Origin of the sequence: Pseudomonas stagnisoli (assembly GCF_048595745.1) — a bacterium.
In the GTDB taxonomy this organism is placed as follows: Bacteria; Pseudomonadota; Gammaproteobacteria; order Pseudomonadales; family Pseudomonadaceae; genus Aquipseudomonas; species Aquipseudomonas alcaligenes_A.
Map to the genome: position 1 here is coordinate 3,611,578 of NZ_CP184361.1, position 24,679 is coordinate 3,636,256.

Annotated in this window: 25 protein-coding genes and 1 other RNA gene; 6 read left to right on the plus strand and 20 right to left on the minus strand. The window is 64.8% G+C overall.

The features are described 5' to 3' along the window. Positions 1-23: 23 nt before the first annotated feature. From murG to rsmI, 12 genes are all read right to left on the minus strand, one after another. Positions 24-1,094, minus strand: a complete 1,071-nt coding sequence (gene murG / locus ACOAPY_RS17410) for an undecaprenyldiphospho-muramoylpentapeptide beta-N-acetylglucosaminyltransferase (protein WP_465154149.1) — start codon at positions 1,092-1,094, stop codon at positions 24-26. Further along, complete coding sequence (gene ftsW, locus ACOAPY_RS17415) at positions 1,084-2,307, minus strand: putative lipid II flippase FtsW (RefSeq protein WP_179085231.1); 1,224 nt, start codon at positions 2,305-2,307, stop codon at positions 1,084-1,086. The genes murG and ftsW overlap by 11 nt, the downstream gene beginning before the upstream one ends. After that, positions 2,304-3,650, minus strand: a complete 1,347-nt coding sequence (murD, locus tag ACOAPY_RS17420; RefSeq protein ID WP_465154150.1) for a UDP-N-acetylmuramoyl-L-alanine--D-glutamate ligase — start codon at positions 3,648-3,650, stop codon at positions 2,304-2,306. The genes ftsW and murD overlap by 4 nt, the downstream gene beginning before the upstream one ends. Positions 3,651-3,656: 6 nt before the next feature. Beyond that, on the minus strand, positions 3,657-4,739 hold the full coding sequence (gene mraY, locus ACOAPY_RS17425) for a phospho-N-acetylmuramoyl-pentapeptide-transferase (protein ID WP_169920313.1): 1,083 nt from the start codon (positions 4,737-4,739) through the stop codon (positions 3,657-3,659). Positions 4,740-4,741: 2 nt separating this feature from the next. After that, positions 4,742-6,115: a UDP-N-acetylmuramoyl-tripeptide--D-alanyl-D-alanine ligase gene (locus ACOAPY_RS17430; RefSeq protein ID WP_465154151.1), complete on the minus strand. Its 1,374-nt coding sequence runs from the start codon at positions 6,113-6,115 to the stop codon at positions 4,742-4,744. Further along, the gene (gene murE / locus ACOAPY_RS17435) at positions 6,108-7,571 is read right to left on the minus strand and encodes a UDP-N-acetylmuramoyl-L-alanyl-D-glutamate--2,6-diaminopimelate ligase (RefSeq protein WP_465154152.1); all 1,464 of its coding nucleotides are present in this window, start codon (positions 7,569-7,571) and stop codon (positions 6,108-6,110) included. The genes ACOAPY_RS17430 and murE overlap by 8 nt, the downstream gene beginning before the upstream one ends. Further along, positions 7,571-9,322 carry a peptidoglycan D,D-transpeptidase FtsI family protein gene (locus tag ACOAPY_RS17440; RefSeq protein WP_465154153.1) on the minus strand — a complete coding sequence of 584 codons (1,752 nt, stop codon included), beginning with the start codon at positions 9,320-9,322 and terminating at the stop codon, positions 7,571-7,573. Before ACOAPY_RS17440 ends, murE begins: the two co-directional genes overlap by 1 nt. After that, on the minus strand, positions 9,319-9,612 hold the full coding sequence (gene ftsL, locus ACOAPY_RS17445; RefSeq protein ID WP_465154154.1) for a cell division protein FtsL: 294 nt from the start codon (positions 9,610-9,612) through the stop codon (positions 9,319-9,321). The genes ACOAPY_RS17440 and ftsL overlap by 4 nt, the downstream gene beginning before the upstream one ends. Beyond that, positions 9,609-10,550 carry a 16S rRNA (cytosine(1402)-N(4))-methyltransferase RsmH gene (rsmH, locus tag ACOAPY_RS17450; protein ID WP_465154155.1) on the minus strand — a complete coding sequence of 314 codons (942 nt, stop codon included), beginning with the start codon at positions 10,548-10,550 and terminating at the stop codon, positions 9,609-9,611. Before rsmH ends, ftsL begins: the two co-directional genes overlap by 4 nt. 2 nt (positions 10,551-10,552) lie before the next feature. Beyond that, complete coding sequence (mraZ, locus tag ACOAPY_RS17455) at positions 10,553-11,008, minus strand: division/cell wall cluster transcriptional repressor MraZ (protein ID WP_061903420.1); 456 nt, start codon at positions 11,006-11,008, stop codon at positions 10,553-10,555. Between the two features lie 297 nt (positions 11,009-11,305). After that, positions 11,306-11,655: RNase P RNA component class A (gene rnpB / locus ACOAPY_RS17460), an RNA gene on the minus strand. A gap of 40 nt (positions 11,656-11,695) precedes the next feature. Then, positions 11,696-12,565 carry a 16S rRNA (cytidine(1402)-2'-O)-methyltransferase gene (gene rsmI / locus ACOAPY_RS17465; protein ID WP_465154156.1) on the minus strand — a complete coding sequence of 290 codons (870 nt, stop codon included), beginning with the start codon at positions 12,563-12,565 and terminating at the stop codon, positions 11,696-11,698. A 120-nt stretch (positions 12,566-12,685) separates the two neighbouring features. Between rsmI and ACOAPY_RS17470 the strand changes: the two genes are divergently transcribed. The 4 genes from ACOAPY_RS17470 (at position 12,686) to ACOAPY_RS17485 (ending at position 16,101) form a co-directional block, all read left to right on the plus strand. Beyond that, on the plus strand, positions 12,686-14,497 hold the full coding sequence (locus ACOAPY_RS17470) for a penicillin-binding protein activator (RefSeq protein ID WP_465154157.1): 1,812 nt from the start codon (positions 12,686-12,688) through the stop codon (positions 14,495-14,497). After that, positions 14,493-14,849: a YraN family protein gene (locus ACOAPY_RS17475; RefSeq protein WP_465156840.1), complete on the plus strand. Its 357-nt coding sequence runs from the start codon at positions 14,493-14,495 to the stop codon at positions 14,847-14,849. The genes ACOAPY_RS17470 and ACOAPY_RS17475 overlap by 5 nt, the downstream gene beginning before the upstream one ends. Positions 14,850-14,977: 128 nt before the next feature. Beyond that, complete coding sequence (locus ACOAPY_RS17480) at positions 14,978-15,571, plus strand: phosphoheptose isomerase (protein ID WP_021701341.1); 594 nt, start codon at positions 14,978-14,980, stop codon at positions 15,569-15,571. Beyond that, the gene (locus tag ACOAPY_RS17485; RefSeq protein ID WP_021701340.1) at positions 15,568-16,101 is read left to right on the plus strand and encodes a BON domain-containing protein; all 534 of its coding nucleotides are present in this window, start codon (positions 15,568-15,570) and stop codon (positions 16,099-16,101) included. Before ACOAPY_RS17480 ends, ACOAPY_RS17485 begins: the two co-directional genes overlap by 4 nt. Before the next feature lie 55 nt (positions 16,102-16,156). Here ACOAPY_RS17485 and ACOAPY_RS17490 read toward each other — a convergent pair whose 3' ends face one another. The 7 genes from ACOAPY_RS17490 to rplM form a co-directional block, all read right to left on the minus strand. Continuing rightward, positions 16,157-16,570, minus strand: coding sequence for a ClpXP protease specificity-enhancing factor (locus ACOAPY_RS17490; RefSeq protein ID WP_465154158.1), 414 nt, complete (start codon positions 16,568-16,570; stop codon positions 16,157-16,159). A gap of 16 nt (positions 16,571-16,586) precedes the next feature. Continuing rightward, positions 16,587-17,204, minus strand: coding sequence for a glutathione S-transferase N-terminal domain-containing protein (locus ACOAPY_RS17495; protein WP_076428177.1), 618 nt, complete (start codon positions 17,202-17,204; stop codon positions 16,587-16,589). Between the two features lie 90 nt (positions 17,205-17,294). Further along, complete coding sequence (locus ACOAPY_RS17500) at positions 17,295-18,077, minus strand: cytochrome c1 (RefSeq protein WP_465154159.1); 783 nt, start codon at positions 18,075-18,077, stop codon at positions 17,295-17,297. Next, entirely contained in the window at positions 18,077-19,288 is a 1,212-nt protein-coding gene (locus ACOAPY_RS17505) for a cytochrome b (RefSeq protein WP_465156842.1), read from the minus strand. The genes ACOAPY_RS17500 and ACOAPY_RS17505 overlap by 1 nt, the downstream gene beginning before the upstream one ends. Continuing rightward, entirely contained in the window at positions 19,288-19,881 is a 594-nt protein-coding gene (petA, locus tag ACOAPY_RS17510; RefSeq protein WP_465154160.1) for a ubiquinol-cytochrome c reductase iron-sulfur subunit, read from the minus strand. Before petA ends, ACOAPY_RS17505 begins: the two co-directional genes overlap by 1 nt. 250 nt (positions 19,882-20,131) lie before the next feature. Beyond that, a complete protein-coding gene (gene rpsI / locus ACOAPY_RS17515) occupies positions 20,132-20,524 on the minus strand; it encodes a 30S ribosomal protein S9 (protein WP_021701334.1) in 393 nt (130 codons plus the stop codon). Between the two features lie 14 nt (positions 20,525-20,538). Beyond that, positions 20,539-20,967, minus strand: coding sequence for a 50S ribosomal protein L13 (gene rplM / locus ACOAPY_RS17520; RefSeq protein ID WP_021701333.1), 429 nt, complete (start codon positions 20,965-20,967; stop codon positions 20,539-20,541). A 277-nt stretch (positions 20,968-21,244) separates the two neighbouring features. Here rplM and ACOAPY_RS17525 point away from each other — a divergent pair, with 277 nt between their 5' ends. Further along, positions 21,245-22,282: an NADP(H)-dependent aldo-keto reductase gene (locus ACOAPY_RS17525; protein ID WP_465154161.1), complete on the plus strand. Its 1,038-nt coding sequence runs from the start codon at positions 21,245-21,247 to the stop codon at positions 22,280-22,282. A gap of 45 nt (positions 22,283-22,327) precedes the next feature. On the opposite strand, the gene ACOAPY_RS17530 is transcribed toward ACOAPY_RS17525, so the two are convergent. Next, complete coding sequence (locus tag ACOAPY_RS17530) at positions 22,328-23,464, minus strand: acyl-CoA dehydrogenase family protein (RefSeq protein WP_465154162.1); 1,137 nt, start codon at positions 23,462-23,464, stop codon at positions 22,328-22,330. Positions 23,465-23,686: 222 nt separating this feature from the next. On the opposite strand from ACOAPY_RS17530, the gene ACOAPY_RS17535 reads away from it, so the two are divergent. Then, on the plus strand, positions 23,687-24,589 hold the full coding sequence (locus tag ACOAPY_RS17535) for a GlxA family transcriptional regulator (protein ID WP_465156844.1): 903 nt from the start codon (positions 23,687-23,689) through the stop codon (positions 24,587-24,589). Positions 24,590-24,679: the final 90 nt, after the last annotated feature.

Here is a 24,679-nt window from a genome sequence, read left to right on the forward strand (position 1 = left end):
CCGAACGGGCAGCGGCGGGAGACTTAGCCACGGGCCACCTCCAGGCAGATATCGACTACCACGCGGGTGGCGTCCGGTTTGGCCAGGGTGCGCGCGGTGCGGCCCATGGTCTTGAGTTTTTCAGGGTGCATCAGAACCTCGGTCAGCTGCGCGGCGAGCTTGTCCGCGTCAGTGGCATGTTGCGGCAGAAGGACGGCGGCGCCCTCCTTGGCCAGATAGTCGGCATTGCGGGTCTGGTGGTCGTCGATCGCGTGCGGCAGCGGCACCAGGAAGGACGGCAGGCCGGCGGCGGCCAGCTCGCTGACGGTCAGCGCACCGGCACGGCAGATCACCAGGTCGGCCCAGGCGTAGGCGCCGGCCATGTCCTTGATAAAGGGCGCGACCTCGGCTTCGACCGCGACTTCGCGATAACGCTCCGCGGTGATGGCGTCATGTTGCTTGCCCGCCTGGTGGAACACCTTTGGACGCAAGTCGGCCGGCAGCTTGGCCAGCGCGGCGGGAATCAGCTTGTTCAGCGGCTCGGCGCCCAGGCTGCCGCCCAGCACCAGCAGGCGCGGCTTACGGCCCTTGAGGGTGTCGCGCGGCGTTTCCAGGAACAGCTCCTCACGCACCGGGTTGCCGGTGGTGCGCAGCTTGGTGGTCTTGCCGAAGGTGTTCGGGAAAGCCTCGCACACACGCTTGGCGAACGGCGCCAGGCTGCGGTTGGCGGTACCGGCCACGGCGTTCTGCTCGTGAATCACCAACGGCGCGCCATTCAGCCGTGCGGCCAGGCCGCCGGGGCCGGTGACGTAGCCGCCCATGCCGAGCACGCAGACCGGCTGCAGCTCGCGCATCACTCGGCGCGCCTGGAACAGGGCACGAACCAGCTGGAACGGCGCCTTGAGCAGCGACAGCTTGCCTTTGCCGCGCAGGCCGGAGACCTGGATCAGGTGCAGCGGCAGCCCGGCGGCCGGCACCAGCTCGTTCTCGATACCGCGCGGGGTGCCCAGCCAGTGCACGGCATAGCCGCGCGCCTGGAACTCGCGGGCGCAGGCCAGCGCCGGGAACACGTGGCCGCCGGTGCCGCCGGCCATGATCAGGACGTTACCGCGCATGCTTGACCTCCTCGGTGTCGAAGAAGTCCGACTCGCTGAATTCGATGTCCTCGCTGCCCAGCGACGTACGCCGCTCCCACTCGATGCGCAGGAGCATGGCCAGGCTGACGCAGCAGATGATCAGGGAGCTGCCACCGTAGCTGAGGAACGGCAGGGTCAGACCCTTGGTCGGCAGCAGGCCAACGTTCACGCCAATGTTGATCAGCACCTGGCCGATCCACTGGATGGCGATGCCATAGGCCACGTAGGCGGCGAAGAACTGCTTGGCCTTCTCGGCCCACAGGCCGATGTACAGGGCGCGCACGGCGACAAAGACGAACAGGCCGACGGTGATCAGCGCGCCAACCATGCCCAGCTCCTCGGCCAGCACGGCGAAGACGAAGTCGGTGTGAGCCTCGGGCAGGTAGAACTGCTTCTGGATGCTGTTGCCCAGGCCGACACCCAGCCACTCGCCGCGGCCGAAGGCGATCAGCGCCTGACTCAGCTGGTAGCCGGCACCGTACTGATCGGCCCAGGGGTCGACGAAGTTGGTCAGGCGCTCCAGGCGGTAGGCCTGGCTGGTCATGACGACGGCGCCGAGCACCAGCACGCAGGCGGCCAGCGGAATGAAGCGCACCAGGTTGATGCCGCCAAGGAAGAGCATGGCAATGCAGGAGCCGACCAGTACCACGGTGGCGCCGAAATCCGGCTCGGCCAGCAGCAGCACGGCCATCGGGCCAAGCACCAGCATCGGCTTGAGGAAGCCGGAGAGCTTTTCGCGCACTTCGTCCTGGCGCCGCACCAGGTAACCGGCGATGAACACCACGGTGAACAGCTTGGCCAGCTCGGACGGCTGCAGGTTGAACAGGCCGAAGCCGATCCAGCGCTTGGCGCCGTTGACCTCGCGACCGATGCCGGGGATCAGCACCAGCACCAGCAGGGCGAAGGCGATCAGCAGCAGGCTGGCGCCGTAGCGCTGCCAGAACGCCATGGGAATCAGCAGGGTGACCACGGCGGCGCTGATGCCGATGGCCAGGTAAATCAGGTGGCGGATCATGTGGTACAGCGGATTACCCGACAGTGCCGCGGCGACTTCCGAGCTGGCCGAGGTGATCATCACCAGGCCCAGGCCGAGCAGGGCCAGGCAACCGGCCAGCAGCGGGAAGTCGAGGTCGATACCGCGGCGGGTGCGCAGCGGCGACGGAGCGGCGAACAGACGGGCAAGCAGGGTCATTGCAGGCCCTCCGCCGCCTGGGCGAACAGGCGCCCACGCTCTTCGAAGTTCTTGAACATGTCCAGGCTGGCGCAGGCCGGCGACAGCAACACGGCGTCGCCACTCTGGGCCAGCTCGGCACAGCGCTGCACGGCCTCGTCCAGCGTCTTCACCCGCACCAGCGGTGCGGCGTCGCCCAGCGCGTCGGCGATCTGCTCGGCGTCACGGCCAAGCAGCACCACGGCGCGGCAGAACCTGGAAACCGGCGCCTTGAGCGCGGAGAAGTCGGCACCCTTGCCGTCCCCCCCGGCGATCAGCACCAGCTTGCCGGCGATATCCGCGCCCAGGCCTTCGATGGCGGCCAGGGCAGCACCAACGTTGGTCGCCTTGGAGTCGTCGTAGTAGCCCACGCCACGCAGCTCGCGCACCCACTGGCAACGGTGCGGCAGGCCGGCGAAGTTGCGCAGGGTGTCGAGCATGGCCTCGAACGGCAGGCCGACGGCGTGCCCCAGGGCCAGGGCCGCCAGGGCGTTGGATTGATTGTGCGCGCCACGGATCTTCAGTTCGGCGGTCGGCATCAGGGTCTCGAACTGGAAGGCCAGGTATTTCTCACCGCCCTCCTCGATCAGGCCGAAACGCTTGAAGTCCGGCTTGCCCAGGCCGAAAGTCCAGCACGGCACCTGGTCGGCGATCAGCGGACGCGACAAGGCGTCGTCGCGATTCACCACCACCTGGCGGGCACCGCGGAAGATGCGGTGCTTGGCCAGGTGGTACTGGGCCATGCCGTCATAGCGATCCATATGGTCTTCGCTGATGTTCAGGCAGGTGGCGACCTCGGCGCCCAGGCGCTCGGTGGTCTCCAGCTGGAAGCTGGACAGCTCCAGCACGTACAGCTCGACCTCGTCGCTGAGCAGGTCCAGCGCCGGGGTACCGATATTGCCGCCGACCGCTACCTTCCTGCCGGCGGCAGCCGCCATCTCACCGACCAGGGTGGTCACGGTGCTCTTGGCGTTGGAGCCGGTAATGGCAACGATCGGCGCCTTGGCATGGCGGGTGAACAGGTCGATATCGCCGGACATCTTCACGCCACGGGCGGCCGCTTCGCGCAGCGCCGGGGTGGCCAGGGCCAGGCCGGGGCTCACGTAGAGCTCCGAGGCGCGGCACAGGAAGTCGACGTCCAGCTCGCCGCAGCGCACTTCCACCTCGGGGTAGTCGCGCTGCAGGGTCGCCAGCTCCGGCGGGTTCGCGCGGGTATCGGCCACGGCAAAGCGCACGCCCTGCTGCGCCAGGAAGCGCACCAGGGACATGCCGCTCTTGCCGAGGCCGACAACGATGCGGAACTGGTCGGAAGCGATCAGCGACACTCTCTATTACCTCAGCTTCAGGGTGGCCAGGCCGACCAGCACCAGGATCACGGTGATGATCCAGAAGCGCACGATCACGCGCGGCTCCGGCCAGCCTTTGAGTTCGAAGTGGTGATGGATCGGCGCCATGCGGAACACGCGCTTGCCGGTCAGCTTGAAGCTGGCGACCTGGATCATCACCGACAGGGTTTCCATGACGAACACGCCGCCCATGATGAACAGCACGATTTCCTGGCGGACGATCACGGCGATGGTGCCCAGCGCGGCACCGAGGGCCAGCGCACCGACGTCGCCCATGAACACCTGGGCCGGGTAAGTGTTGAACCACAGGAAGCCGAGGCCAGCGCCGACCAGCGCGGCGCAGAACACGATCAGCTCGCCGGCGCCCGGCACATAGGGAATCAGCAGGTATTCGGCGAATTTGATGTTGCCCGACAGGTAGCAGAAGATCGCCAGCGCGCCGGCCACCATCACGGTCGGCAGGATGGCCAGGCCGTCGAGGCCGTCGGTCAGGTTCACCGCATTGCTGGTCCCGACGATGACGAAGTAGGTCAGCACCACGAAGCCGACGCCCAGCGGAATCGCCACGTCCTTCAGCACCGGCACGATCAGGGTGGTTTCCACCGGGCTCTGCGCGGTCATATAGAGGAAGACGGCGGCGGCCAGGCCGAATACCGACTGCCAGAAATACTTCCAGCGGCTCGGCAGGCCGCGCGAGTTCTTCTCGATCACCTTGCGGTAGTCGTCGACCCAGCCGATGGCGCCGAACAGCAGAGTCACGGCCAGCACGGTCCACACGTAGCGGTTGGTCAGGTCGGCCCAGAGCAGGGTGCTGACGGCGATGGCGGTGAGGATCAGCGCGCCGCCCATGGTCGGCGTGCCCTTCTTCGACAGGTGCGACTGCGGGCCATCATTGCGTACGGCCTGGCCGATCTGACGGATCTGCAGGGTACGGATCATCCACGGACCGAGCCACAGCGACAGGGCCAGGGCGGTGAGCACGCCGAGGATGCCGCGCAGGGTCAGGTACTGGAAGACCCCGAAGCCAGTGTGGAACTGTTGCAGGTACTCCGCCAGCAGCAGCAGCATGATTAGTGAGCCTCCCCCGATGCCCGATCCAGCAACGCATCGACGACCTTGTCCATCGCCGCGCTGCGCGAGCCTTTAATTAGAATTGTGGTGTTGCCCGACTCGGCGCGAAGCGCGTCGATCAGGCTAGCTTGATCGGCGAAATGACGGCCATTGGCACCGAAAGCCGCGACGGCATGCGCCATCAGCGGACCTACGGCATAGAGCGCATCGACCTTGCCTGCGGCATGGGCGCCGACGTCGCGATGGCCCTGCTCGGCCCATTCGCCCAACTCGCCCATGTCTCCCAGCACCAGGACGGTGCGGCCGGAGAAGGCGGCGAGTATATCTACTGCCGCGCACATGGACAGCGGGTTGGCGTTGTAACTGTCATCGATCACCCGCATGCCGTTCGTCGCCAGCGCCGCTACGGCGCGGCCTTTGACCGGCTGCAGGCTTTCCAGCCCGGCCTTGATCCCGACCAGCGGCACGCCGAGGGCATGCGCGGCGGCGGCGGCGGCCAGGGCATTGGCCACGCTGTGCTCGCCGAGCAGGTTGAGCTGGATGCGCGCCTCGCCAGCCTTGCCGGCCAGGGCAAAGCCGACACAGCCACGGGCATCGCGCCACAGTTCTGCGGCGTGCACGTCAGCCGCCTGATCCAGCAGGGCGAAGCTCAGCACCCGACGGTCGCCATTGCGCACCTGCCAGGTGGCGAAGGCCTTGTCATCGCGATTGAGCACGGCGATACCCTGCCCGCCCAGACCTTCGAGGATTTCGCCCTTGGCCTGGACGATCTTGTCCGGCCCGCCGAACTCGCCGACATGGGCCAGCCCGGCATTGGTGATGATGGCCACGTCCGGGCGGGTCAGGCCGACCGTGTAGGCGATCTCGCCGACATGGTTGGCACCCAGCTCGATCACTGCGCCAACATGCTCAGGCGCCAGTTCCAGCAGGGTCAGCGGCGCGCCGAGGTCATTGTTCAGGTTGCCACGGGTAGCCAGCACCGGACCGTTAAGGCCGGCGCGCAGGATGCTGGCGAGCATCTCCTTGACCGTGGTCTTGCCGCTGGAGCCGGTGACGGCGGCCAGCGGCTTATTAAAGGCGGCGCGATTCAGCGCGCCGAGCTGGCCGAGGGCGATGCGGGTGTCCTGCACCACCAGCTGGGGCAGCGCGGAGCCGGCTACCTCGCGCTGCACCAGGGCGGCGACGGCACCCTTGGCGGCGACATCGGCCAGGTAGTCGTGGCCGTCGAAGTTCGGCCCGACCAAGGCGATGAACAGCTGGCCCGCCTCGATCCTGCGGCTGTCGGTGGACACGGCGGTAAACGCCACATCGGCACCCATCACGCGGGCGCCCAGGGCCTGCGCCACTTCGCTCAGCAGCAACGGCTTAAGCATGGGCGACCTCCCAGGCGGCCAGCGCCTTGGTGGTCTCGTCGAGGTCGGAGAAGGCATGGCGTACGCCGGCGATCTCCTGGTAATCCTCATGCCCCTTGCCGGCCAGCAGCACCACATCACCTACCTGCGCGGCAGCGATCAGGCGGGCGATGGCCTCGCCCCGACCATGGACGAATTCGACTGACTCGGGCTTGGCGAATCCGGCACGGATATCGGCGACGATCTGCGCCGGGTCTTCCGTACGCGGGTTGTCGTCGGTCACCAGCACGGCATCAGCCAGGCGCTCGGCCACCGCAGCCATCAGCGGACGTTTGCCGCGGTCGCGATCGCCACCACAGCCAAACAGGCACAGCAGGCGACCGGTCACGTGCGGACGCAAGGCCTCCAGCACCTTTTCCAGAGCATCCGGGGTGTGGGCGTAGTCGACCACCACCAGCGGCTGGTTCTGGCCACCAAAACGCTGCATGCGCCCGACCGGCCCCTGCAGCTGCGGCAGCACCTGAAGCACATCACCCAGCGGATAGCCGAGGCCGAGCAGGGCGCCGACCACGGCCAGCAGGTTGCTCAGGTTGAAACGACCGAGCAGCGGGCTGCGCAGCAGGCCTTCGCCCTGCGGCGTGACCAGGCTGGCCCGCACCCCGTGATCATCGAACCTGGCTTCGCGGCAGAACAGGTAGGCCGTGGCATCGCTCAGGCTGTAGCCAATCAGGCGCGACTCGGCGTCGGCAGTCGCCAGCTGGCGACCGAAGTCATCATCCAGGTTGATCACCCGGCACTTCAGGTCCGGCCAGGCGAACAGCTTGGCTTTGGCGGCGCCGTAGGCCTCCATCGAACCGTGGTAGTCCAGGTGATCGCGCGACAGGTTGGTGAACACCGCCACATCGAAGTCCAGCGCCGCGACGCGACCCTGATCCAGACCGTGCGAGGAAACCTCCATGGCCACGGCGCGTGCGCCGGCCTGCTTGAGGTCGGCCAGGGTCGCCTGCACGGCGACCGGATCGGGGGTGGTGTGGCGGCCGCTCTGCAGGGCGTCATAGAAACCGGTGCCCAGGGTGCCGACGATACCGCAGCGCTCGCCCAGCAGGTCGAGGGCCTGGGCTACCAGCTGGCTGACACTGGTCTTGCCATTGGTACCGGTGACGCCGACCAGGCGCACACCGCGGCTCGGCTCGCCATAGAAACGTCCGGCAATGGCCGACAGCTGGCCTGCCAGACCCTTGATCGCCACCAGTTCGGCGCCCTTGGCGCTGACCACATTGGCACCCTCGGCCTCGTAAGCCACGGCGGCGGCGCCACGGGCGATGGCGTCGACAATGTGGGCACGGCCGTCCTGAGCCAGGCCCGGCACAGCGAGGAACAGGTCGCCCGGGCGCACCTTGCGGCTGTCCAGGGTCAGTTCACGGATCAGGGTCGCGCCGCTTGCCTGCGGCAGCAGTTGGTTGAGGGGCATGGGCATCAGATTCGCCCTCCCGGTGCGGCAGCCGCAGCGGCAGTCTGCGGCTGCGCCGCGGCCGGTGCGACCGGCGGCGGCAGGTTGTCAGGGGTAATGTTCATCAGACGCAGCGAGCCAGCCATGACCTTGCTGAACACCGGTGCAGAGACCAGGCCGCCGAAGTAGCCGCCTTTGCTCGGCTCGTCGATCACCACCATCATGGCGATACGAGGGTTGGTGCTGGGAGCGAAGCCGGCGAACATCGAGCGATAGGCGTTCTCGGTATAACCCTTGGTGCCGACACTGGCCTTACGCGCCGTACCGCTCTTGCCGGAGACGTGGTAACCCGGAACCTGGGCGCGGAACACGCCGCGCGGCGCCTCGACGACCTGCTGCAGCATCATCTGCAGGTTCTTGGCCACCTCCGGCGGAACCACCTGGGCACCCACCGGCTGGCGGTCGACGCGCGTCATGGACAGCGGCAGCACCTGGCCGTTGTTGGCCAGGGTGGCGTAGGCGTGGGCCAGCTGGATGGCAGTCACCGACACGCCGTAGCCATAGGACAGAGTCGCGGTCTCGGCCTTGCGCCACTCGCGGTGGTTGGGCAGCTCGCCAACGCGCTCACCCGGGAAGCCCAGCCCGGTGTCCTGGCCGAAGCCGACCTTGGCCATCATGTCGTGGATGGTCTCGCCACCTATATCGAAGGCGATCTTGCTCATGCCGACGTTGGACGAGTTGATCAGGATACCGGTCAGGTCGAGGATTGGCCCCTGGGTCTTGGACACGTCCTTGATGGTGTAGCGACCGATCTGCAGCGAGCCCGGGTAGACCTCGACCTTGTCCTCCGGCTTCCAGCGCCCGGTCTGCAGGGCGGCGGCCATGGAGATCGGCTTGACGGTGGAACCCGGCTCGAACACGTCGATCATGGCGCGGTTGCGCATCGCGGCCGGCTGCAGGTTGCGGCGGTTGTTCGGGTTGTAGGAAGGCTGGTTGACCATGGCGAGGATCTCGCCGGTCTTCACGTCGATCATCACCAGGCTGCCGGCCTTGGCGCCCTGCTCGATCAGCGCGTTGCGCAGTTCGCGATGGGCCAGGTACTGCAGGCGCAGGTCGATGGACAGGGCCAGGGTCTTGCCGGCCTTGGCGTTCTGGGTGACCTGCACGTCCTTGATCAGGCGGCCACGACGATCCTTGAGCACCTGACGCTTGCCCGGCACGCCGGCCAGCCACTCCTCGAAGGCCAGCTCGACGCCCTCACGCCCCTTGTCGTCGACATCGGTGAAGCCGACCACATGGGCCGTCACTTCGCCGGCCGGGTAGAAGCGGCGGAACTCTTCCAGGCCATAAACGCCCGGCACCTTGAGATCAAGAATGCGCTGGCCCTGCTCGGGCGTGAGGCCACGCACTAGGTACATGAACTCGCGATCCTGGGCCTGGGTCAGGCGCCGGGAGAAGGAGCCAGGCTCCTGCCCCAGGGCAGCCGCCAGGTCGCCCCAGCGTTCCTGCGCCTTGAACAGCTCCTTGCCATTGGCCCACAGGGTAGTGACCGGAGTACTGACGGCCAGCGGCTCGCCGTTGCGATCGGTGATCAGGCCGCGGTGTGCAGGGATCGGGATATGCCGCACGCTGCGCGCATCGCCATGGGCCTGCAGGAAGTCATGGTCGATCACGTGCAGATCGACGATGCGCCAGACGATGGCACCCACCATCAACGCCAGCAGCGCCAGCACCAGGCGAAAACGCCAGGGATAGAGAGCGCCTTCGAGACCGATCATGGCGCCACCATCTGCACTTCGGTCGGCTCGGGGATGCGCATCTTCAACTGCCCGGCAGCCAGGGCCTCGATGCGGTTGTGCGCGGTCCAGGTGCTCTGTTCGAGCACCAGGCGCCCCCATTCGGCCTGGATCTTGTCGCGCACGCTGAGCTCGGTATAAAGAGCGTTGAGCAGCTGGCGATTCCAGTGCGCGCTGTAGGCGACCGCAATGGCCGACAGCAGCACGGCAGCGAACAGCACTACCAGCAGCAAGGTGCCGGGCGGCAGCGGCTTGGCGTACAGGCGGCTCAACGCAGCTTCTCCGCTACGCGCATCACCGCGCTGCGCGAGCGCGGATTGGCCTTGAGCTCGGCTTCGCCGGCATAGATGGGCTTGCCCAGCAGCTTCAGGCGTGGCTCGAAGGCCTTTGGAATGATCGGCAGGTCGCGCGGCAGGTTGTCCGCTTCGCCCTTGGCCTGACGCTTCATGAACTGCTTGACGATGCGGTCTTCCAGCGAATGGAAGCTGATCACCACCAGACGCCCGCCGACCGCCAGGGCCTTGAGCGCCGCGTCGAGGCCGCGCTCCAGATCGCCTAGCTCGTTGTTGACATGGATGCGCAACCCCTGGAAGGCACGGGTCGCCGGATTCTTGCCCTTTTCCCAAGCCGGATTGGCATCGGTGAGCACCTGCGCCAGGTCGGCGGTGCGTTCGAATGGCTTGAGCTCGCGGCGCTCGACCACGGCACGCGCCATGCGCTTGGCGAAGCGCTCCTCGCCGTATTCCTTGAACACCCGGGCTATCTCGTCGGCGCTTGCGCTGGCGATGAACTGGGCGGCACTGATGCCGGCATCCGGGTTCATGCGCATGTCCAGCGGGCCGTCGTTGAGGAAGCTGAAGCCACGCTCGGCATCGTCCAGCTGCGGCGAGGACACCCCGAGGTCGAGCAGCAGGCCGTCGACCTTGCCCAGCAGGCCGCGCGCGGCTGCTTCCTCACCAAGGTCGGCGAAGCTGCGCTGTACAACGACGAAGCGGCCGTCTTCGGCCGCCAGTGCATTCCCCGTCGCGATCGCCTGTGGATCCTTGTCGAATCCAAGCAGCCGACCGTCTGGCCCGAGCCTTTCCAGGATCAGCCGACTGTGCCCTCCGCGCCCGAAGGTGCCATCCATATAGCAGCCATCGGCGCGCACGGCGAGGGCCTCGACGGCCTCGTCGAGCAGCACGGTGATATGGCGGAAGCTGCTGGTCATGGTCACAGGATCAGGTCACGCAAGTCGTCCGGCAGGGCACCGGGCTGTTTGATGGCAGCCAGGTCGGCGTCGGCAAGCGCGTTCCAGGCATCTTCGTTCCACAGTTGGAATTTGTTCAGCTGGCCGACCAGCATCGCGTGCTTGTCCAGGCCGGCATGCGCGCGCAGGCGCGGCGGCACGAGGAAGCGGCCACTGCCGTCCAGCTCGATGTCCACGGCGTTACCGATCAGCAGGCGCTGCAGGCGGCGGGTCTCTTCGCGCAGGGAGGGCAGGTCACGCAGCTTGGCCTCGATCAGCTCCCACTCGGGCAGGGGATAGACACACAGACAGGGGTCGACGGCATCGATGGTGACGATGAGCTGGCCGCCACAACGCACAACGAGCTCGTCGCGATACCGGCTTGGCATCGCGAGTCGCCCTTTGGCGTCGAGACTGATGGCGTTAGCTCCACGAAACAAGGCTGCGCTTCCCCACTGTTATTAGCTTTCCATGCCCTTTTGACCCACTTTTTTCCACTTTGTGCCACTTCGGCACACTATAGGAATGCACCAGCCCTAGCGTCAAGGCGCGCAAACTCGGAAAAATCCTTATGGGACGGTGATTTAGCGAACTAAGAGGGGCGTTTTGAGAGGAAAAACGAGGGTATTTTGAGGGCGAATTTCAGCGAGCTCAGGAAGCTAAACTTCGAACTTAAAGTAGTTTCTCAAGAGTAAGATTTTTTCGGTATTGAGAGGTGGAGCAGATAGAAGGGAAAGGTGGAGAGTCGATCTGTAAGCCGGGTTCTGTCGAGGACAGTCATTCCTCTACGACGCACATCGCTGTACGCCTCTAGCAACCTACCCGGTTCCAGCGCGGGCCACGCCGATGGAACCCTATTTGGTCTTGCTCCGAGTGGGGTTTGCCTAGCCACGGACTGTTACCAGCCGTGCGGTGCGCTCTTACCGCACCTTTTCACCCTTACCGGCGCCGAAACGCTTAGGCGGTTATTTTCTGTGGCACTTTCCGTAGGCTCGCGCCTCCCAGGCGTTACCTGGCACTCCGCCCTATGGAGCCCGGACTTTCCTCCCCCTTCAATAAAGAAGGCAGCGACTGTCCGATCGACTCTCCGCCGCCAAGGGTAACGAGCCAGGCGCCCGAGAACAAGCTCAAGCGTCCTTCTGCCGATCGAGTGCAGCCTGGTACAGCAGATTTTTGCGCACCCCGGTGATCTCCGCCGCCAGTGCTGCCGCGCGCTTGAGCGGCAACTCGGCGAGCAGCAGATCGAGCACACGCAGCGCTTCACTGCTCACCGCCTCCTCGCCTTCCGGCGCCTGCCAACCGGCGACCAGAATCACGCACTCGCCGCGCTGCTGATTGCTGTCGGCCGCCACCCAGTCATGCAGCTCACCCAGCGGCAGCCCCTTGAGTGTCTCGAAGGTCTTGGTCAGCTCACGCCCCAGCACCGCCTGGCGGTCCGCACCGAAGACATCGCGCATATCGGCCAGTGACTCCAGCAGGCGATGCGGCGCCTCGTAATAGATCAGCGTGCGCCCATCTTCGCGCACCTGCTCCAGACGCGACCGGCGCCCCACCGCCTTGGCTGGCAGAAAACCCTCGAAGCTGAAACGATCGGACGGCAAACCCGCTGCCGACAGCGCGGCGATCAGGGCACAGGCGCCCGGCACCGGCACCACGCGGATACCGGCGGCGCGCGCCGCACGTACCAGGTGAAAGCCCGGATCGGAGATCAGCGGCGTGCCGGCATCGGAGATCAGCGCCACATCCTCGCCCGCCTGCAGGCGCGCCAGGAAACGCCCGCCCTGGTCACGCTCATTGTGTTCATGACAAGCCGCCAGCGGCGTGGAGATCCCGAAATGCTGCAGCAGGCGCACCGAGTGACGGGTGTCCTCGGCGGCGATCAGCGCCACCTGGCCGAGAATGCGCAGCGCGCGCGCGCTGATGTCATCGAGATTGCCGATAGGCGTGGCCACCACATACAGGGTGCCGGCGGCAGCAGGAACGACGGAAGCACTCACGGACACACCTCAATTGCGCAAAGCGCGCATTGTAGCCCGTTTCAAGGTCTCGACATCGCGCCTGCCGCGGGGCTTGGGTACAATCCGCCTTCTTTCTGATCAGTACCAGGAACGTATTAGATGATCGCCTGCCTGCGCCCACTTTCCGCCCTCTGCCTCGCCGGCCTGCTCGCCGCCTGCGCCGGCTCGCCCTCGTCCAGCCTGGGCGAACTGCCGCGCACACCGCAGGCGAGCATCGACCAGTTACTGCAGCAGGCCAGCCAGAGCACGCCCGAGCAGGCGGCACTGCTGCGCCTGTCAGCCGCCGACCAGGCCTGGCGCCAGCAGGACATCGGTCGCGCCACGCGCATCCTCGATGAAGTGTCGCTGGACAGCCTTAAACCCGCCCAACAGGTGTTCGCCGCCACCCTCGACGCCGAGCTGGCGATGGCCCGCAACAAGCCGAAGAGGGCCCTCAAGGCCCTGCAGCACCCGAGCCTGGAGCGCCTGGCCGAACTGCCGGTGGATCAGCAGATCCGCACCCAGCTGGTCCAGGCTCGCGCCCTCGAAGCCGATGGCCAGACCCTGGCCGCCGCTCGCGAACGCGTATTCATCGCCCCGCTGCTGTCCGGCGAAGCCGCCCAGACCAACCACGAGACCATCTGGGCGCTGGTCTCCAGCCTGCCGCAGAGCCAGCTGATCAGTTCCGGCGACAGCGATCTGGACGGCTGGCTGAGCCTGGCCCTGGCCACCAAGAACGCCGGCACCCCGGACCAGCAGCTGGCCGCCATCGACACCTGGAAGAACCAACACGCTGGCCACCCCGCGGCCGAACAGCTGCCGCAATCGCTGGGCAAACTGAAGGAGCTGGCCGGACAGCCGCTGCAGAAGATCGCCTTGCTGCTGCCGCAGGAAGGCCAGCTGGCCTCGGTGGCCCGCGCCCTGCGCGACGGCTTCCTGGCAGCCCACTACCAGGCCCAGCAGGCCGGACAGAACCCACCGGAAGTACTGCTGTACGACAGCTCGCGCCTGTCCTCACTGGATGACTTCTACCGCCAGGCCCAGGCCGATGGCGTGCAACTGGTCGTCGGACCGCTGGAGAAGCCGCTGGTCAAGCAGCTCAGTGAGCGCCCGCAACTGCCGCTGACCACCCTGGCCCTGAACTACAGCGACGCCGGCCGTGAAGCGCCGGCACAGCTGTTCCAGTTCGGCCTGGCCGCCGAGGATGAAGCCCGCGAAGTGGCCCGCCGCGCCTGGGCCGATGGCATGCGCAGCGCTGTGGCCCTGGTACCGCAGGGCGAATGGGGCAACCGCGTGCTGGCCGCCTTCCAGCAGAGCTGGCAGGCCGCCGGCGGCAATCTGATCGCCGCCGAGCATGTCGACCAGCCGGTGGAGCTGGCCCAGCAGATCGCCGATCTGCTCCAGCTGCGCCAGAGCGAAGCCCGCGCCAAGCGCCTGCAGAGCACCCTGGGTACCCCGTTGGCCGCCCTGCCGGCGCGCCGCCAGGACATCGACTTCATTTTCCTCGCCGCCACTCCGCAGCAGGCTCAGCAGATCAAACCGACCCTGGCCTTCCAGTACGCCGGCGACCTGCCCGTGTATGCCACCTCGCACCTCTACACCGGCGGACAGAACCCGACGCAGTACCAGGATCTGGAGGGCATCCGCTTCTGCGAAACCCCCTGGCTGCTGGACGCCAACGATCCGCTGCGCCAGCAGGTCGACCAGCAGTGGCCGCAGGCCGCCGGCAGCCTCGGCCGCCTCTACGCCATGGGCGTCGACGCCTTCCGCCTGGCCCCGCGCCTGAGCCAGCTCAAGGCCCTGCCGGACAGCCGCGTCGAAGGCCTCTCCGGAAATCTCAGCCTGAACCAGGCCCAGCGTATCGAACGCCAACTGCCCTGGGCCGAATTCCGCGGCGGTCAGGTGCAGCGCCTGCCGGACGCCGTCAATTAACCGCAACCAGGACAGTGGTCGCGCGGCCGAGGCAATGGCACGCGACCACTTGCAGAAGCAAGGCCTGCGCCTGCTGGCGCAGAACTGGAGCTGCCGCGGCGGCGAGCTCGATCTGGTCATGCTCGACGGCGATACAGTAGTATTCGTCGAAGTCCGCTACCGCAAGCACGCTGCCTGGGGCGGCGCGCTTGAGAGCGTCGACGGGCGCAAGCGCCAGCGCCTGATTCTCGCCGCAGAACTGTTCCTGCAACGCGAGAGCCGCTGGGGAAAGCAACCCTGTCGCTTCGATGTGGTGGCGATAGGCCCCGGCACTACCGGGCTCAACTGGCTACGCAACGCTTTCGAAACGTGAATAGGCCCGATCAAGGATTTCTAGTCGCCCGCGGCGTCTCCCTCAGGTACAACTCTTTTAATCACGCCCCGGCGACTTCCGACTCTTCCGGCTGTCTCATCAGCCAGCACACCTAAGGTCTTCCTCCCATGGATATGCAGAACCGCATTCGCCAGATGTTCCAGGCCAGCATCGACACCAAGCAGCAGGCTATGGAAGTCCTGGTCCCCTTCATCGAGCATGCCAGCCAGGTGATGGTCAATTCGCTGCTCAACGAGGGCAAGATCCTCTCCTGCGGCAATGGTGGCTCGGCCGGCGATGCCCAGCACTTCTCCTCCGAACTGCTCAACCGCTTCGAGCGCGAGCGCCCCAGCCTGCCGGCCATCGCCCTGACCACCGACAGCTCGACCATCACCTCGATCGCCAACGACTACAGCTACAACGAGGTGTTTTCCAAACAGATCCGCGCCCTCGGCCAGCCCGGCGACGTGCTGCTGGCGATATCCACCAGCGGCAACTCGGCCAACGTGATCCAGGCCATCCAGGCCGCCCATGACCGCGAAATGCTGGTAGTGGCCCTGACCGGCCGCGACGGTGGTGGCATGGCCTCACTGCTGCTGCCGGAGGACGTGGAAATTCGTGTGCCCTCCAAGGTCACCGCACGCATCCAGGAAGTGCACCTGCTGGCCATCCATTGCCTGTGCGACCTGATCGACCGTCAACTGTTCGGGAGTGAAGAATGACCCGCAATCCGCTGATCCTCGTTACCCTTGCCCTCGGCCTGGTCCTGGGCGGCTGCAGCAACCGCAGCATCGGCAACAAGATCGACGACCAGTTCCTCGAACCCAATGTGGCCAATGCGATCTCCCGCAGCCACCCGGACCTCACCGGCCCCACCTCGCACATCGTGGTCACCGCCTACAACGGCGTGATCCTGCTGGCAGGCCAGACTCCGCGCGCCGACCTGAAGGAAAAGGCCGCGCAGGTGGCCAATGGCGTGCAGGGCGTCAAGAAGCTGCACAACGAACTTCAGGTACTGCAGCCAACCAGCGCCCTGGCACGCAGCAACGACGCGCTGATTACCAGCAAGATCAAGACCCTGATGCTGGCCGATAGCAAGGTGCCGAGCGCCAAGGTCAAGGTGGTGACCGAGAACGGCATCGTCTACCTGATGGGACTGGTCACCCGCGCCGAGGGTGCCGCCGCCACCAACGTTGCATCCGGCGCCTCGGGCGTGCAGAAGATCGTCACCCTGTACCAGTACACCAACTGAGTCGCGCTCGCGACAGACATGAAAAAGGCGCTCCGCGGAGCGCCTTTTTTGTTTTCTACTTGACCACCTTCAGACTGGGTCGCCCGCTGGACCGGGGCGGCTCATCGCCGGACGGGCCGTCACCATCAGGCTCCGGCCCCTCCTCGTCGTCATCCACCGGCGGCTCCAGCTCGAACACCATGCCCTGGCCATTCTCCCGCGCATAGATCGCCAGCATGGCGCCAGAGGGGATGAACAGCGAATGGGCAACACCGCCGAAACGCCCCTCGAAGCTCACAGCCTCGTTATCCATGTGCAGATTGCGCACAGCACTGGGTGACACGTTGAGCACGATCTGGCCGTCGTTGGCATAGCCTGGCGGCACACGCACGCCCGGGAACTCGGCATTGACCAGCAGGTGCGGCGTGCAGTCGTTGTCGACTATCCACTCGTAGAGGGCGCGCACCAGATAAGGACGACTGGAATTCATCTCGACTCTCCTCGGCTCAGCGCATGTCGCGCTCGACGGTGGACAGGCTGGCCTGGAAGGCCTCGCGGGCAAACATCCGCTCCATGTAATCCAGCAATGGTTTGGCCGGGCGCGGCAGCTCGATACCCAGGCGCGGCAGGCGCCACAGGATCGGCAGCAGGCAGCAGTCCACCAGGCTCATTTCATCACTGAGGAAGAACGGCTTGTCGGCAAACAGCGCCGATACGCCGGTCAGGCTCTCGCGCAGCTCCTTGCGCGCCAAAGCCCTGTCGGCCTCCTTGGTGCGCGAGTCCAGAATCAGGTCGACCAGCTTGACCCAGTCACGCTGGATACGATGCATCAGCAGGCGACTCTTGGCGCGGTCGACCGGATACACCGGCAACAGCGGCGGGTGCGGGTAGCGTTCGTCGAGATACTCCATCACCACGGTCGACTCGTACAACGCCAGGTCACGATCGACAAGGGTTGGCACGCCGCCGTAGGGATTGGCCTCGGCCAGCTTGGGTGGGCAGCGCCCGGCCTGGACATCGATGATCTCGGCGCTGACGCCCTTCTCGGCCAGCACCAGGCGCACACGATGAGAATAGTGGTCGGCAGGGTCGGAATAACAGGCCAGCTTATTGGTCGCGGCCATGGCGTCCCTCCTGGTTTTTCGATATGGCAGAAACAGAAAGACGCACGCGCCCTTGAGGGGCGCGTGCGTCGACAGCGGTAACGCGATGGATCAGTGCACGTCCTTCCAGTATTCGCGCTTCAGCAGGTAGGCGAACACGAAGAAGAAGGCCAGGTACAGCAGCACATAGGTACCGATGCGCTGGCTCTCCAGCTTGACCGGGTTGGCCGAGTAGGCGAGGAAGGTCACCAAGTTGTGAATCTTCTCGTCGAACTCGGCTTCGCTCAGCTTGCCAGTCTCGGGCACCACGGTCAGCTGATCGCAGGCCTCATGAGTGATCGGCGCGCCGGTCAGCGGGTCGTACTGCTTCTTGCCATCCTCGACCACCTGAACCTGCTTGCAACCGATGACCTGGCGACCCTGCAGACCGACCAGCACGTTGGGCATGCCGACGTTCGGGAAGACCTTGTTGTTGGCGCCCAGCGGACGGGCCGGATCTTCATAGAAGGTACGCAGGTAGGTATACAGCCAGTCGGTACCACGCACACGGGCGACCAGGGTCAAGTCGGGCGGAGCCGCACCGAACCAGACCTTGGCGTCTTCGGGCTGCATGCCGATCTTCATGTGCTCACCGATCTTGGCACCGGTAAACACCAGATTTTCCAGCATCAGCTCTTCCGGAATGCCCAGATCCTTGGCTACACGCTCATAGCGCTGGAACTTGGCACTGTGGCAACCCATGCAGTAGTTGGCGAAGGTGCGCGCACCGTCTTGCATAGCGGCCTTGTCGGTGAGGTCGATATCCACCTTGTCGAGCGGATACTCAACCCCGCCAGCAGCCAGCGAGAGAGCCGGCAGAGCGGCAAACACAAATGCAGCAAATAGCTTCTTCATCAGCCAGTCACCCTTTCCGGAACCGGTTTAGTCTTCTCCATCCGGGTGTAGAACGGCATCAGGATGAAGTAGGCGAAATACAGCGCAGTGCAGATCTGCGACAGCAGGGTACGACCCGGAGTCGGAGCCAGTACACCCAGCACGCCAAGGATCACGAAGGATACGCAGAAGATCACCAGCCAGACCTTGCTCATCCAGCCCTTGTAGCGCATGGACTTGACCGGGCTACGATCGAGCCACGGCAAGACGAACAGGATGGCGATGGCGGCACCCATGGCGATCACACCCAGCAGCTTGTCCGGCACGGCGCGCAGGATGGCGTAGAAGGGAGTGAAATACCACACGGGAGCAATATGCGCCGGTGTCTTGAACGGGTTGGCCTGCTCGAAGTTGGGCTTCTCAAGGAAGTAGCCACCCATCTCCGGGAAGAAGAACACCACGGCACAGAAGACGAACAGGAATACCACGACACCGACGATGTCCTTCACGGTGTAGTACGGGTGGAAGGCAATGCCGTCGACCGGTACGCCGTTGGCGTCCTTGTTCTTCTTGATGTCCACGCCGTCCGGGTTGTTCGAACCCACTTCATGCAGCGCCAGGATGTGCAGCACGACCAGGCCGAGCAGGACGATCGGCAGAGCGATCACATGCAGGGCGAAGAAGCGGTTCAGGGTGATGCCCGAAATCAGGTAGTCACCACGGATCCACTGGGTCAGGTCATCGCCGATCACCGGGATGGCACCGAACAGCGAGATGATCACCTGGGCGCCCCAGTAGGACATCTGGCCCCACGGCAGCAGGTAGCCCATGAAGGCCTCGGCCATCAGGCACAGGTAGATCAGCATGCCGAAGATCCACACCAGCTCGCGCGGCTTCTGGTAGGAGCCGTAGAGCAGACCGCGGAACATGTGCAGGTAGACCACCACGAAGAACGCGGAGGCACCGGTGGAGTGCAGGTAGCGGATGATCCAGCCGTACTCCACGTCGCGCATGATGTACTCGACGGAGGCGAAGGCTTCCTCGGCGGTCGGGGTGAAGCTCATGGTCAGCCAGATGCCGGTGAGGATCTGGTTGACCAGCACCAGCAGGGCCAGCGAGCCGAAGAAGTAGAAGAAGTTGAAGTTCTTCGGTGCGTAGTACTTGCTCAGATGGTCTTCCCACATCTTGGTCGCGGGGAAGCGCGCATCGATCCAGGCCATGAATTTTTCCATCATGCTTTCTCCTGGTCTACACCGATAACGATGACGTCATCGGATTCGTAGGAATGCGGCGGAACCGGCAGGTTCAGCGGCGCGGGCTGGGCCTTGTAAACACGACCGGCCATGTCATAGCGCGAGCCGTGGCATGGGCAGAAGTAACCACCAACCCAGTCCGGCCCCATATCGGCCGGCGCCACTTCCGGACGGAAGGAAGGCGAGCAACCCAGATGGGTACACAGACCGACCAGCACCAGAATCTCTGGCTTGATGGCACGAGTCTTCTTGTCGACATAGGTCGGCTGCACAGATGCGGCAGATTCCGGATCGGCAACGCTACCTTCGATCTTGGTCAGGTTGGCCAGGATCTCCTCGGTACGGCGCACGATGAACACCGGCTGACCGCGCCACTCGGCGACCATCTGCTGGCCGGGTTCGACCTTGGCGATATTCACTTTCACCGGTGCGCCGGCCGCCTTGGCCTTGGCACTGGGGAACCATGACCCCACGAACGGAGTCGCAGCCCCCACCGCTCCGGCAGCACCAACCACCGAAGTGGCCGCCACCAGGAAGCGACGCCGGCCTGCATTCACGCCGTCATTGCTCATTCAGTCGTCTCCCATCAGCTTTGTGGCCTGTTGTCAGGCCTCTACTAAGTAATAAATCGGGCCGCACAAAATTTGCCGAATGGTAAAGAAAAGCCCCTTTTCTGACAAGGCAATTACCGGATACAAAATGGTCGCAGGCCTTGCAGATCGGGCTCTCCACCAATGCGACAGGTTGTCGCAGACAAAACCCGGGACAATAAAAAACGCCCAGTTCCAAACGGAACTGGGCGTCTTTGAACGTAGCAGCGAATTAACGCTTGGAGTACTGCGGACGCTTACGCGCTTTACGCAGACCCACTTTCTTACGCTCGACTTCACGGGCGTCACGAGTGACGTAGCCGGCTTTACGCAGCGGGCTGCGCAGGCTTTCGTCGTACTCGATCAGAGCGCGAGTGATGCCGTGACGGATGGCACCGGCCTGACCACTGACACCACCACCGAGAACGGTGACGTAGATGTCGAACTTCTCGGTGGTCTCGGTCAGCTCCAGCGGCTGACGCACGACCATGCGAGCGGTCTCGCGGCCGAAGAAGTTATCCAGGCTGCGGTTGTTGATGGAGATCTTGCCAGTACCCGGGCGCAGGAATACGCGCGCGGTTGCAGTCTTGCGACGGCCAGTGCCGTAGTTTTGAGTCGCCGACATAATGAACTATTCCGTTAAATCTTCAGTTCTTGGGGCTGCTGAGCGGTGTGCGGGTGGTTGGCACCCTTGTACACCTTCAGCTTGCGATACATGTCGCGACCCAGCGGGTTCTTCGGCAGCATGCCCTTGACCGCGGTCTCGATCACGCGCTCGGGGGCCTTGGCGATCAGCTTCTCGAAGCTGATTTCCTTGATGCCGCCCGGGAAGCCGGAGTGCGAGTAGTACATCTTGTCGCTGGTCTTGGCACCGGTGACACGCACCTGCTCGGCGTTGATCACGACAATGTAGTCGCCGGTATCAACGTGCGGGGTGTATTCCGGCTTGTGCTTGCCGCGCAGACGGCTGGCGATTTCGGTGGCCAGACGACCCAGGGTCTGACCTGCAGCGTCGACGACGTACCAGTCGCGCTTAACAGTTTCCGGTTTTGCAGTAAAAGTCTTCATTCGCTATAGCCTCAGGGGCCGCCCTGAAAATAAGACGGCGGATCTTACTGAATAGTGCTTGCTTTGACAAGGTCAAAGGCAGCCGGAAACAGACGCTATCGGGGGCTCGGGTCAGCGCGTCCGCCACGGCGGGAGTTTCGGTGGGCTAGGCATCCCCACCTTCCTTCTCGCACGGGCTAGGCATCCCCGCCGAGAAAGCCGCGGAATTATGCCGATTGCTGCAAAAATAGCAACCTACTTTATGCTTGGCCTTTGCCGTTGAACCGAGGAGCAGCACATGGAATATCGCCAACTGGGCCGCAGCGATCTGCAGGTCAGCGCCCTGTGCCTGGGCAGCATGACCTGGGGCGAGCAGAACAGCGAGGCCGAGGGCTTCGCCCAGATCGACCGCGCCAAGGCCTGCGGCATCAACTTCCTCGATACCGCCGAGATGTACCCGGTCCCGCCGCGCCGCGACACCTACGGCGCCACCGAACGCATCATCGGCAACTACTTCAAAGCCCGCGGCGACCGCGCCGACTGGGTGCTGGCGAGCAAGGTCGCCGGCCCCGGCAACGGTATCGACTACATCCGCGGCGGCCAACTCAAGCACAACCGCCAGCACATAGTCGCGGCGCTGGACGACAGCCTCAAGCGCCTGCAGACCGACTGGATCGACCTCTACCAGCTGCACTGGCCGGAGCGCAGCACCAACTTCTTCGGCCAGCTTGGCTATCGCCACCAGGAACAGGACTTCACCCCACTGCAGGCAACCCTGGAAGTGCTGGGTGAACAGGTCAAGGCCGGCAAGATCCGCCACATCGGCCTGTCCAACGAGACGGCCTGGGGCACCATGACGTACCTGCAACTGGCCGACCAGCTGGGCCTGCCGCGCGCGGTGTCGATCCAGAACCCCTACAACCTGCTCAACCGCAGCTTCGAGGTCGGCCTGGCCGAAGTCGCCATGCGCGAACAGTGCGGGCTACTGGCTTACTCGCCGCTGGCCTTCGGCATGCTCTCGGGCAAATACGAGAACGGCGCGCGCCCGGCCAATGCCCGCATCACCCTGTTCAGCCGCTTCGCCCGTTACACCAACCCGCAGGCCATCACCGCCTGCAGCCGCTACGTAACGCTGGCCAAGGAGCATGGCCTGGCCCCGGCGCAGATGGCCCTGGCCTTCGTCACCCGCCAGCCCTTCGTCACCAGCAACATCATCGGCGCCACCAGCCTGGAGCAACTGGAGAGCAACCTCGGCAGCCTGAGCCTGGAACTGAGCGACGAACTGCTGGACGCCATCGAGGCGATTCACCGCGAACAGCCCAACCCGGCGCCCTGAAACGAGAAAGCCCGGCCAGAGCCGGGCTTTTCGCATCCGCCGTCCTTACAGGGCGCGGCTGATGATTTCCTTCATGATCTCGTTGGTACCGGCATAGATGCGCTGAACCCGCGAGTCGGCCCAGGCGCGGGCGATCGGGTACTCCCACATGTAGCCGTAGCCGCCGTGCAGCTGCACGCACTCGTCGATCACCTTGCATTGCAGGTCGGTGCCCCAGTACTTGAGCATCGCCGCGGTCGGCACATCGAGCTTCTTGTTCAAGTGCAGCTCCAGGCAGCGATCGACGAACACGCGACCGACCTGAATCTCGGTGGCCATTTCGGCCAGCTTGAAGCGGGTGTTCTGGAAATCCGCCACCGCCCGGCCGAAGGCCTTGCGCTCGCGGGTGTAGTCCAGCGTCCACTTCAGCGCCGCCTCGGCCGAAGCAATGGCGCCAACGCCGACGGTCAGGCGCTCCTGCGGCAGCTCCTGCATCAGGTAGACGAAGCCCATGCCCTCCTTGCCCAGCAGGTTGGCCTTGGGAATGCGCACATCCTGGAAGAACAGCTCGGAGGTGTCCTGCGCCTTCATGCCGACCTTCTCCAGGCGCTTGCCCTTGGAGAAACCGGGCGTCTTGGCATCCACCAGGAACAGGCTGATGCCCTTGGCGCCCGCCTTGGCATCAGTCTTAGCCACGACGATGACCAGGTCGGCCAGCCAGCCGTTGGTGATGAAGGTCTTCGAACCGTTGATCACATACTCGTCACCATCCAGCACGGCGGTGGTCTTCACCCCCTGCAGGTCGGAGCCGGTACCCGGCTCGGTCATGGCGATGGCGGTAACCAGCTCGCCACTGACCAGCTTGGGCAGGTAGTACTGTTTCTGCTCTTCACTGCCGTAATGCAGGATGTAGGGCGCGACGATATCCGAGTGCAGGGAGAAGCCGACACCGGTCAGGCCCAGGCGAGCCTGCTCCTCGATCACCACAGCGCTGTAGAGGAAGTCCGCGGCCATGCCACCGTACTCCTCCGGGATGTGCGAGCAGAGCATGCCGGCCTCGCCCGCCTTGTTCCACAACGCGCGGTCGATATGACCATCCTTCTCCCATTGCGCATGGAAGGGCACGGCCTCCTGCTCGAAGAACTTGCGCACGGACTCGCGGAACAGCTCGTGCTCGGGGCTGAACAGGGTTCTTGGAATCATTGTTACACCTGTGTCTGAGTGGTCATTGGGTGAGACCCACTCTAGGCCAGGGCTCGTGCCGGCGGCACTGGACACATGCGACAAAAAATAAGACGATCCAGCCACCTGATGACCGTTTAATCACTAATAAGAACAATAGCCATGTCGCCCATACGCATCGCCATACTCGCTACCGATGGCGTGTTCGCCGCCACCCTGATGCAGGCGCGCGATTTCTTCCACATGGCCGGGCTGCGCCACAGTAAGCAGCAGGGCCTGGGCCCCACATCCGCCTTCCAGATCCGCGTGGTCAGCCCGGACGGACAGGCGGTGACCAGCTTCAGCGAGGCAGTGATCCCGGTGGATGGCCACCTGGGCGAGGCCGAGGTAATCATCCTGCCGGCCTTCTGGGGCGACTTCGACGCTCTCTGCCGACGCTGCCCCGAGGTGCTGCCCTGGCTGCGTGAACGGCACGCCGCCGGCAGCGCCATCTGCGGCGAGGCCACCGGGGTCTTCTGGATGGCCCAGGCCGGCCTGCTCGATGGCAAGGAAGCGACCACCTACTGGCGCTTTTTCCGCGAATTCGCCGAGCGCTTCCCGCGCGTGCTGCTGAACCAGGACAAGCACCTATCGGACGCCGACAACCTGTACTGCGCCGGCGGCGTCACCTCGGCCTGCGACCTCTACATCTACCTGATCGAACGTTACTGCGGCGCCGGCATCGCCCAGGGCGTGGCGCGCGACATCCTCTATGAGACCCAGCGCAGCTACAGCCCGGGGCGTATCGGCTTCGGCGGGCAGAAGTTGCACCAGGACGTGGCCATCCTGCAGGTACAGCAGTGGCTGGAGGAACACTTCGCCGAGAAGTTCCGCATCGAGGACGTGGCGCGCCAGCACGGCATGAGCATCCGCAACTTCATGCGGCGCTTCCAGGCGGCGACCGGCGACAAGCCGCTGCACTACCTGCAGCGCCTGCGTATCGAAACGGCCAAGGGCCTGCTCTCCTCTACCCGCAAGAGCATCAAGACCATAAGCTATGAGGTCGGCTACGACGACGCCAGCTTCTTCGCCCGCCTGTTCCGCCAGCACGCCGGGCTGTCGCCCAACCAGTACCGCCGCCAGTTCCAGCACAAGGACGGCGCCTGAAGGGCAGTTGATGTGTAGGGCGGGTAAAACCCGCGAGTGGCCCTACGGGTTTCACCCGCCCTACAAATCAAAACGCCGCGCCCCTCAGAA

Coding starts and splice junctions, on each gene's coding strand:
- ftsW (WP_179085231.1), bottom strand. CDS start 2,307: ATGACCCTGCTTGCCCGTCTGTTCGCCGCTCCGTCGCCGCTGCGCACC.
- ACOAPY_RS17490 (WP_465154158.1), bottom strand. CDS start 16,570: ATGAATTCCAGTCGTCCTTATCTGGTGCGCGCCCTCTACGAGTGGATA.
- ACOAPY_RS17530 (WP_465154162.1), bottom strand. CDS start 23,464: ATGATTCCAAGAACCCTGTTCAGCCCCGAGCACGAGCTGTTCCGCGAG.
- murE (WP_465154152.1), bottom strand. CDS start 7,571: ATGCCCATGCCCCTCAACCAACTGCTGCCGCAGGCAAGCGGCGCGACC.
- ACOAPY_RS17440 (WP_465154153.1), bottom strand. CDS start 9,322: ATGATCGGTCTCGAAGGCGCTCTCTATCCCTGGCGTTTTCGCCTGGTG.
- ACOAPY_RS17525 (WP_465154161.1), top strand. CDS start 21,245: ATGGAATATCGCCAACTGGGCCGCAGCGATCTGCAGGTCAGCGCCCTG.
- ACOAPY_RS17480 (WP_021701341.1), top strand. CDS start 14,978: ATGGATATGCAGAACCGCATTCGCCAGATGTTCCAGGCCAGCATCGAC.
- rpsI (WP_021701334.1), bottom strand. CDS start 20,524: ATGTCGGCGACTCAAAACTACGGCACTGGCCGTCGCAAGACTGCAACC.
- ACOAPY_RS17495 (WP_076428177.1), bottom strand. CDS start 17,204: ATGGCCGCGACCAATAAGCTGGCCTGTTATTCCGACCCTGCCGACCAC.
- ACOAPY_RS17505 (WP_465156842.1), bottom strand. CDS start 19,288: ATGGAAAAATTCATGGCCTGGATCGATGCGCGCTTCCCCGCGACCAAG.
- ACOAPY_RS17470 (WP_465154157.1), top strand. CDS start 12,686: ATGATCGCCTGCCTGCGCCCACTTTCCGCCCTCTGCCTCGCCGGCCTG.
- petA (WP_465154160.1), bottom strand. CDS start 19,881: ATGAGCAATGACGGCGTGAATGCAGGCCGGCGTCGCTTCCTGGTGGCG.
- ACOAPY_RS17485 (WP_021701340.1), top strand. CDS start 15,568: ATGACCCGCAATCCGCTGATCCTCGTTACCCTTGCCCTCGGCCTGGTC.
- ACOAPY_RS17430 (WP_465154151.1), bottom strand. CDS start 6,115: ATGCTTAAGCCGTTGCTGCTGAGCGAAGTGGCGCAGGCCCTGGGCGCC.
- mraY (WP_169920313.1), bottom strand. CDS start 4,739: ATGCTGCTGCTGCTGGCGGAGTACCTGCAACAGTTCCACACTGGCTTC.
- rplM (WP_021701333.1), bottom strand. CDS start 20,967: ATGAAGACTTTTACTGCAAAACCGGAAACTGTTAAGCGCGACTGGTAC.
- ACOAPY_RS17535 (WP_465156844.1), top strand. CDS start 23,687: ATGGCCGGGCTGCGCCACAGTAAGCAGCAGGGCCTGGGCCCCACATCC.
- murG (WP_465154149.1), bottom strand. CDS start 1,094: ATGCGCGGTAACGTCCTGATCATGGCCGGCGGCACCGGCGGCCACGTG.
- ACOAPY_RS17500 (WP_465154159.1), bottom strand. CDS start 18,077: ATGAAGAAGCTATTTGCTGCATTTGTGTTTGCCGCTCTGCCGGCTCTC.
- rsmH (WP_465154155.1), bottom strand. CDS start 10,550: ATGACCAGCAGCTTCCGCCATATCACCGTGCTGCTCGACGAGGCCGTC.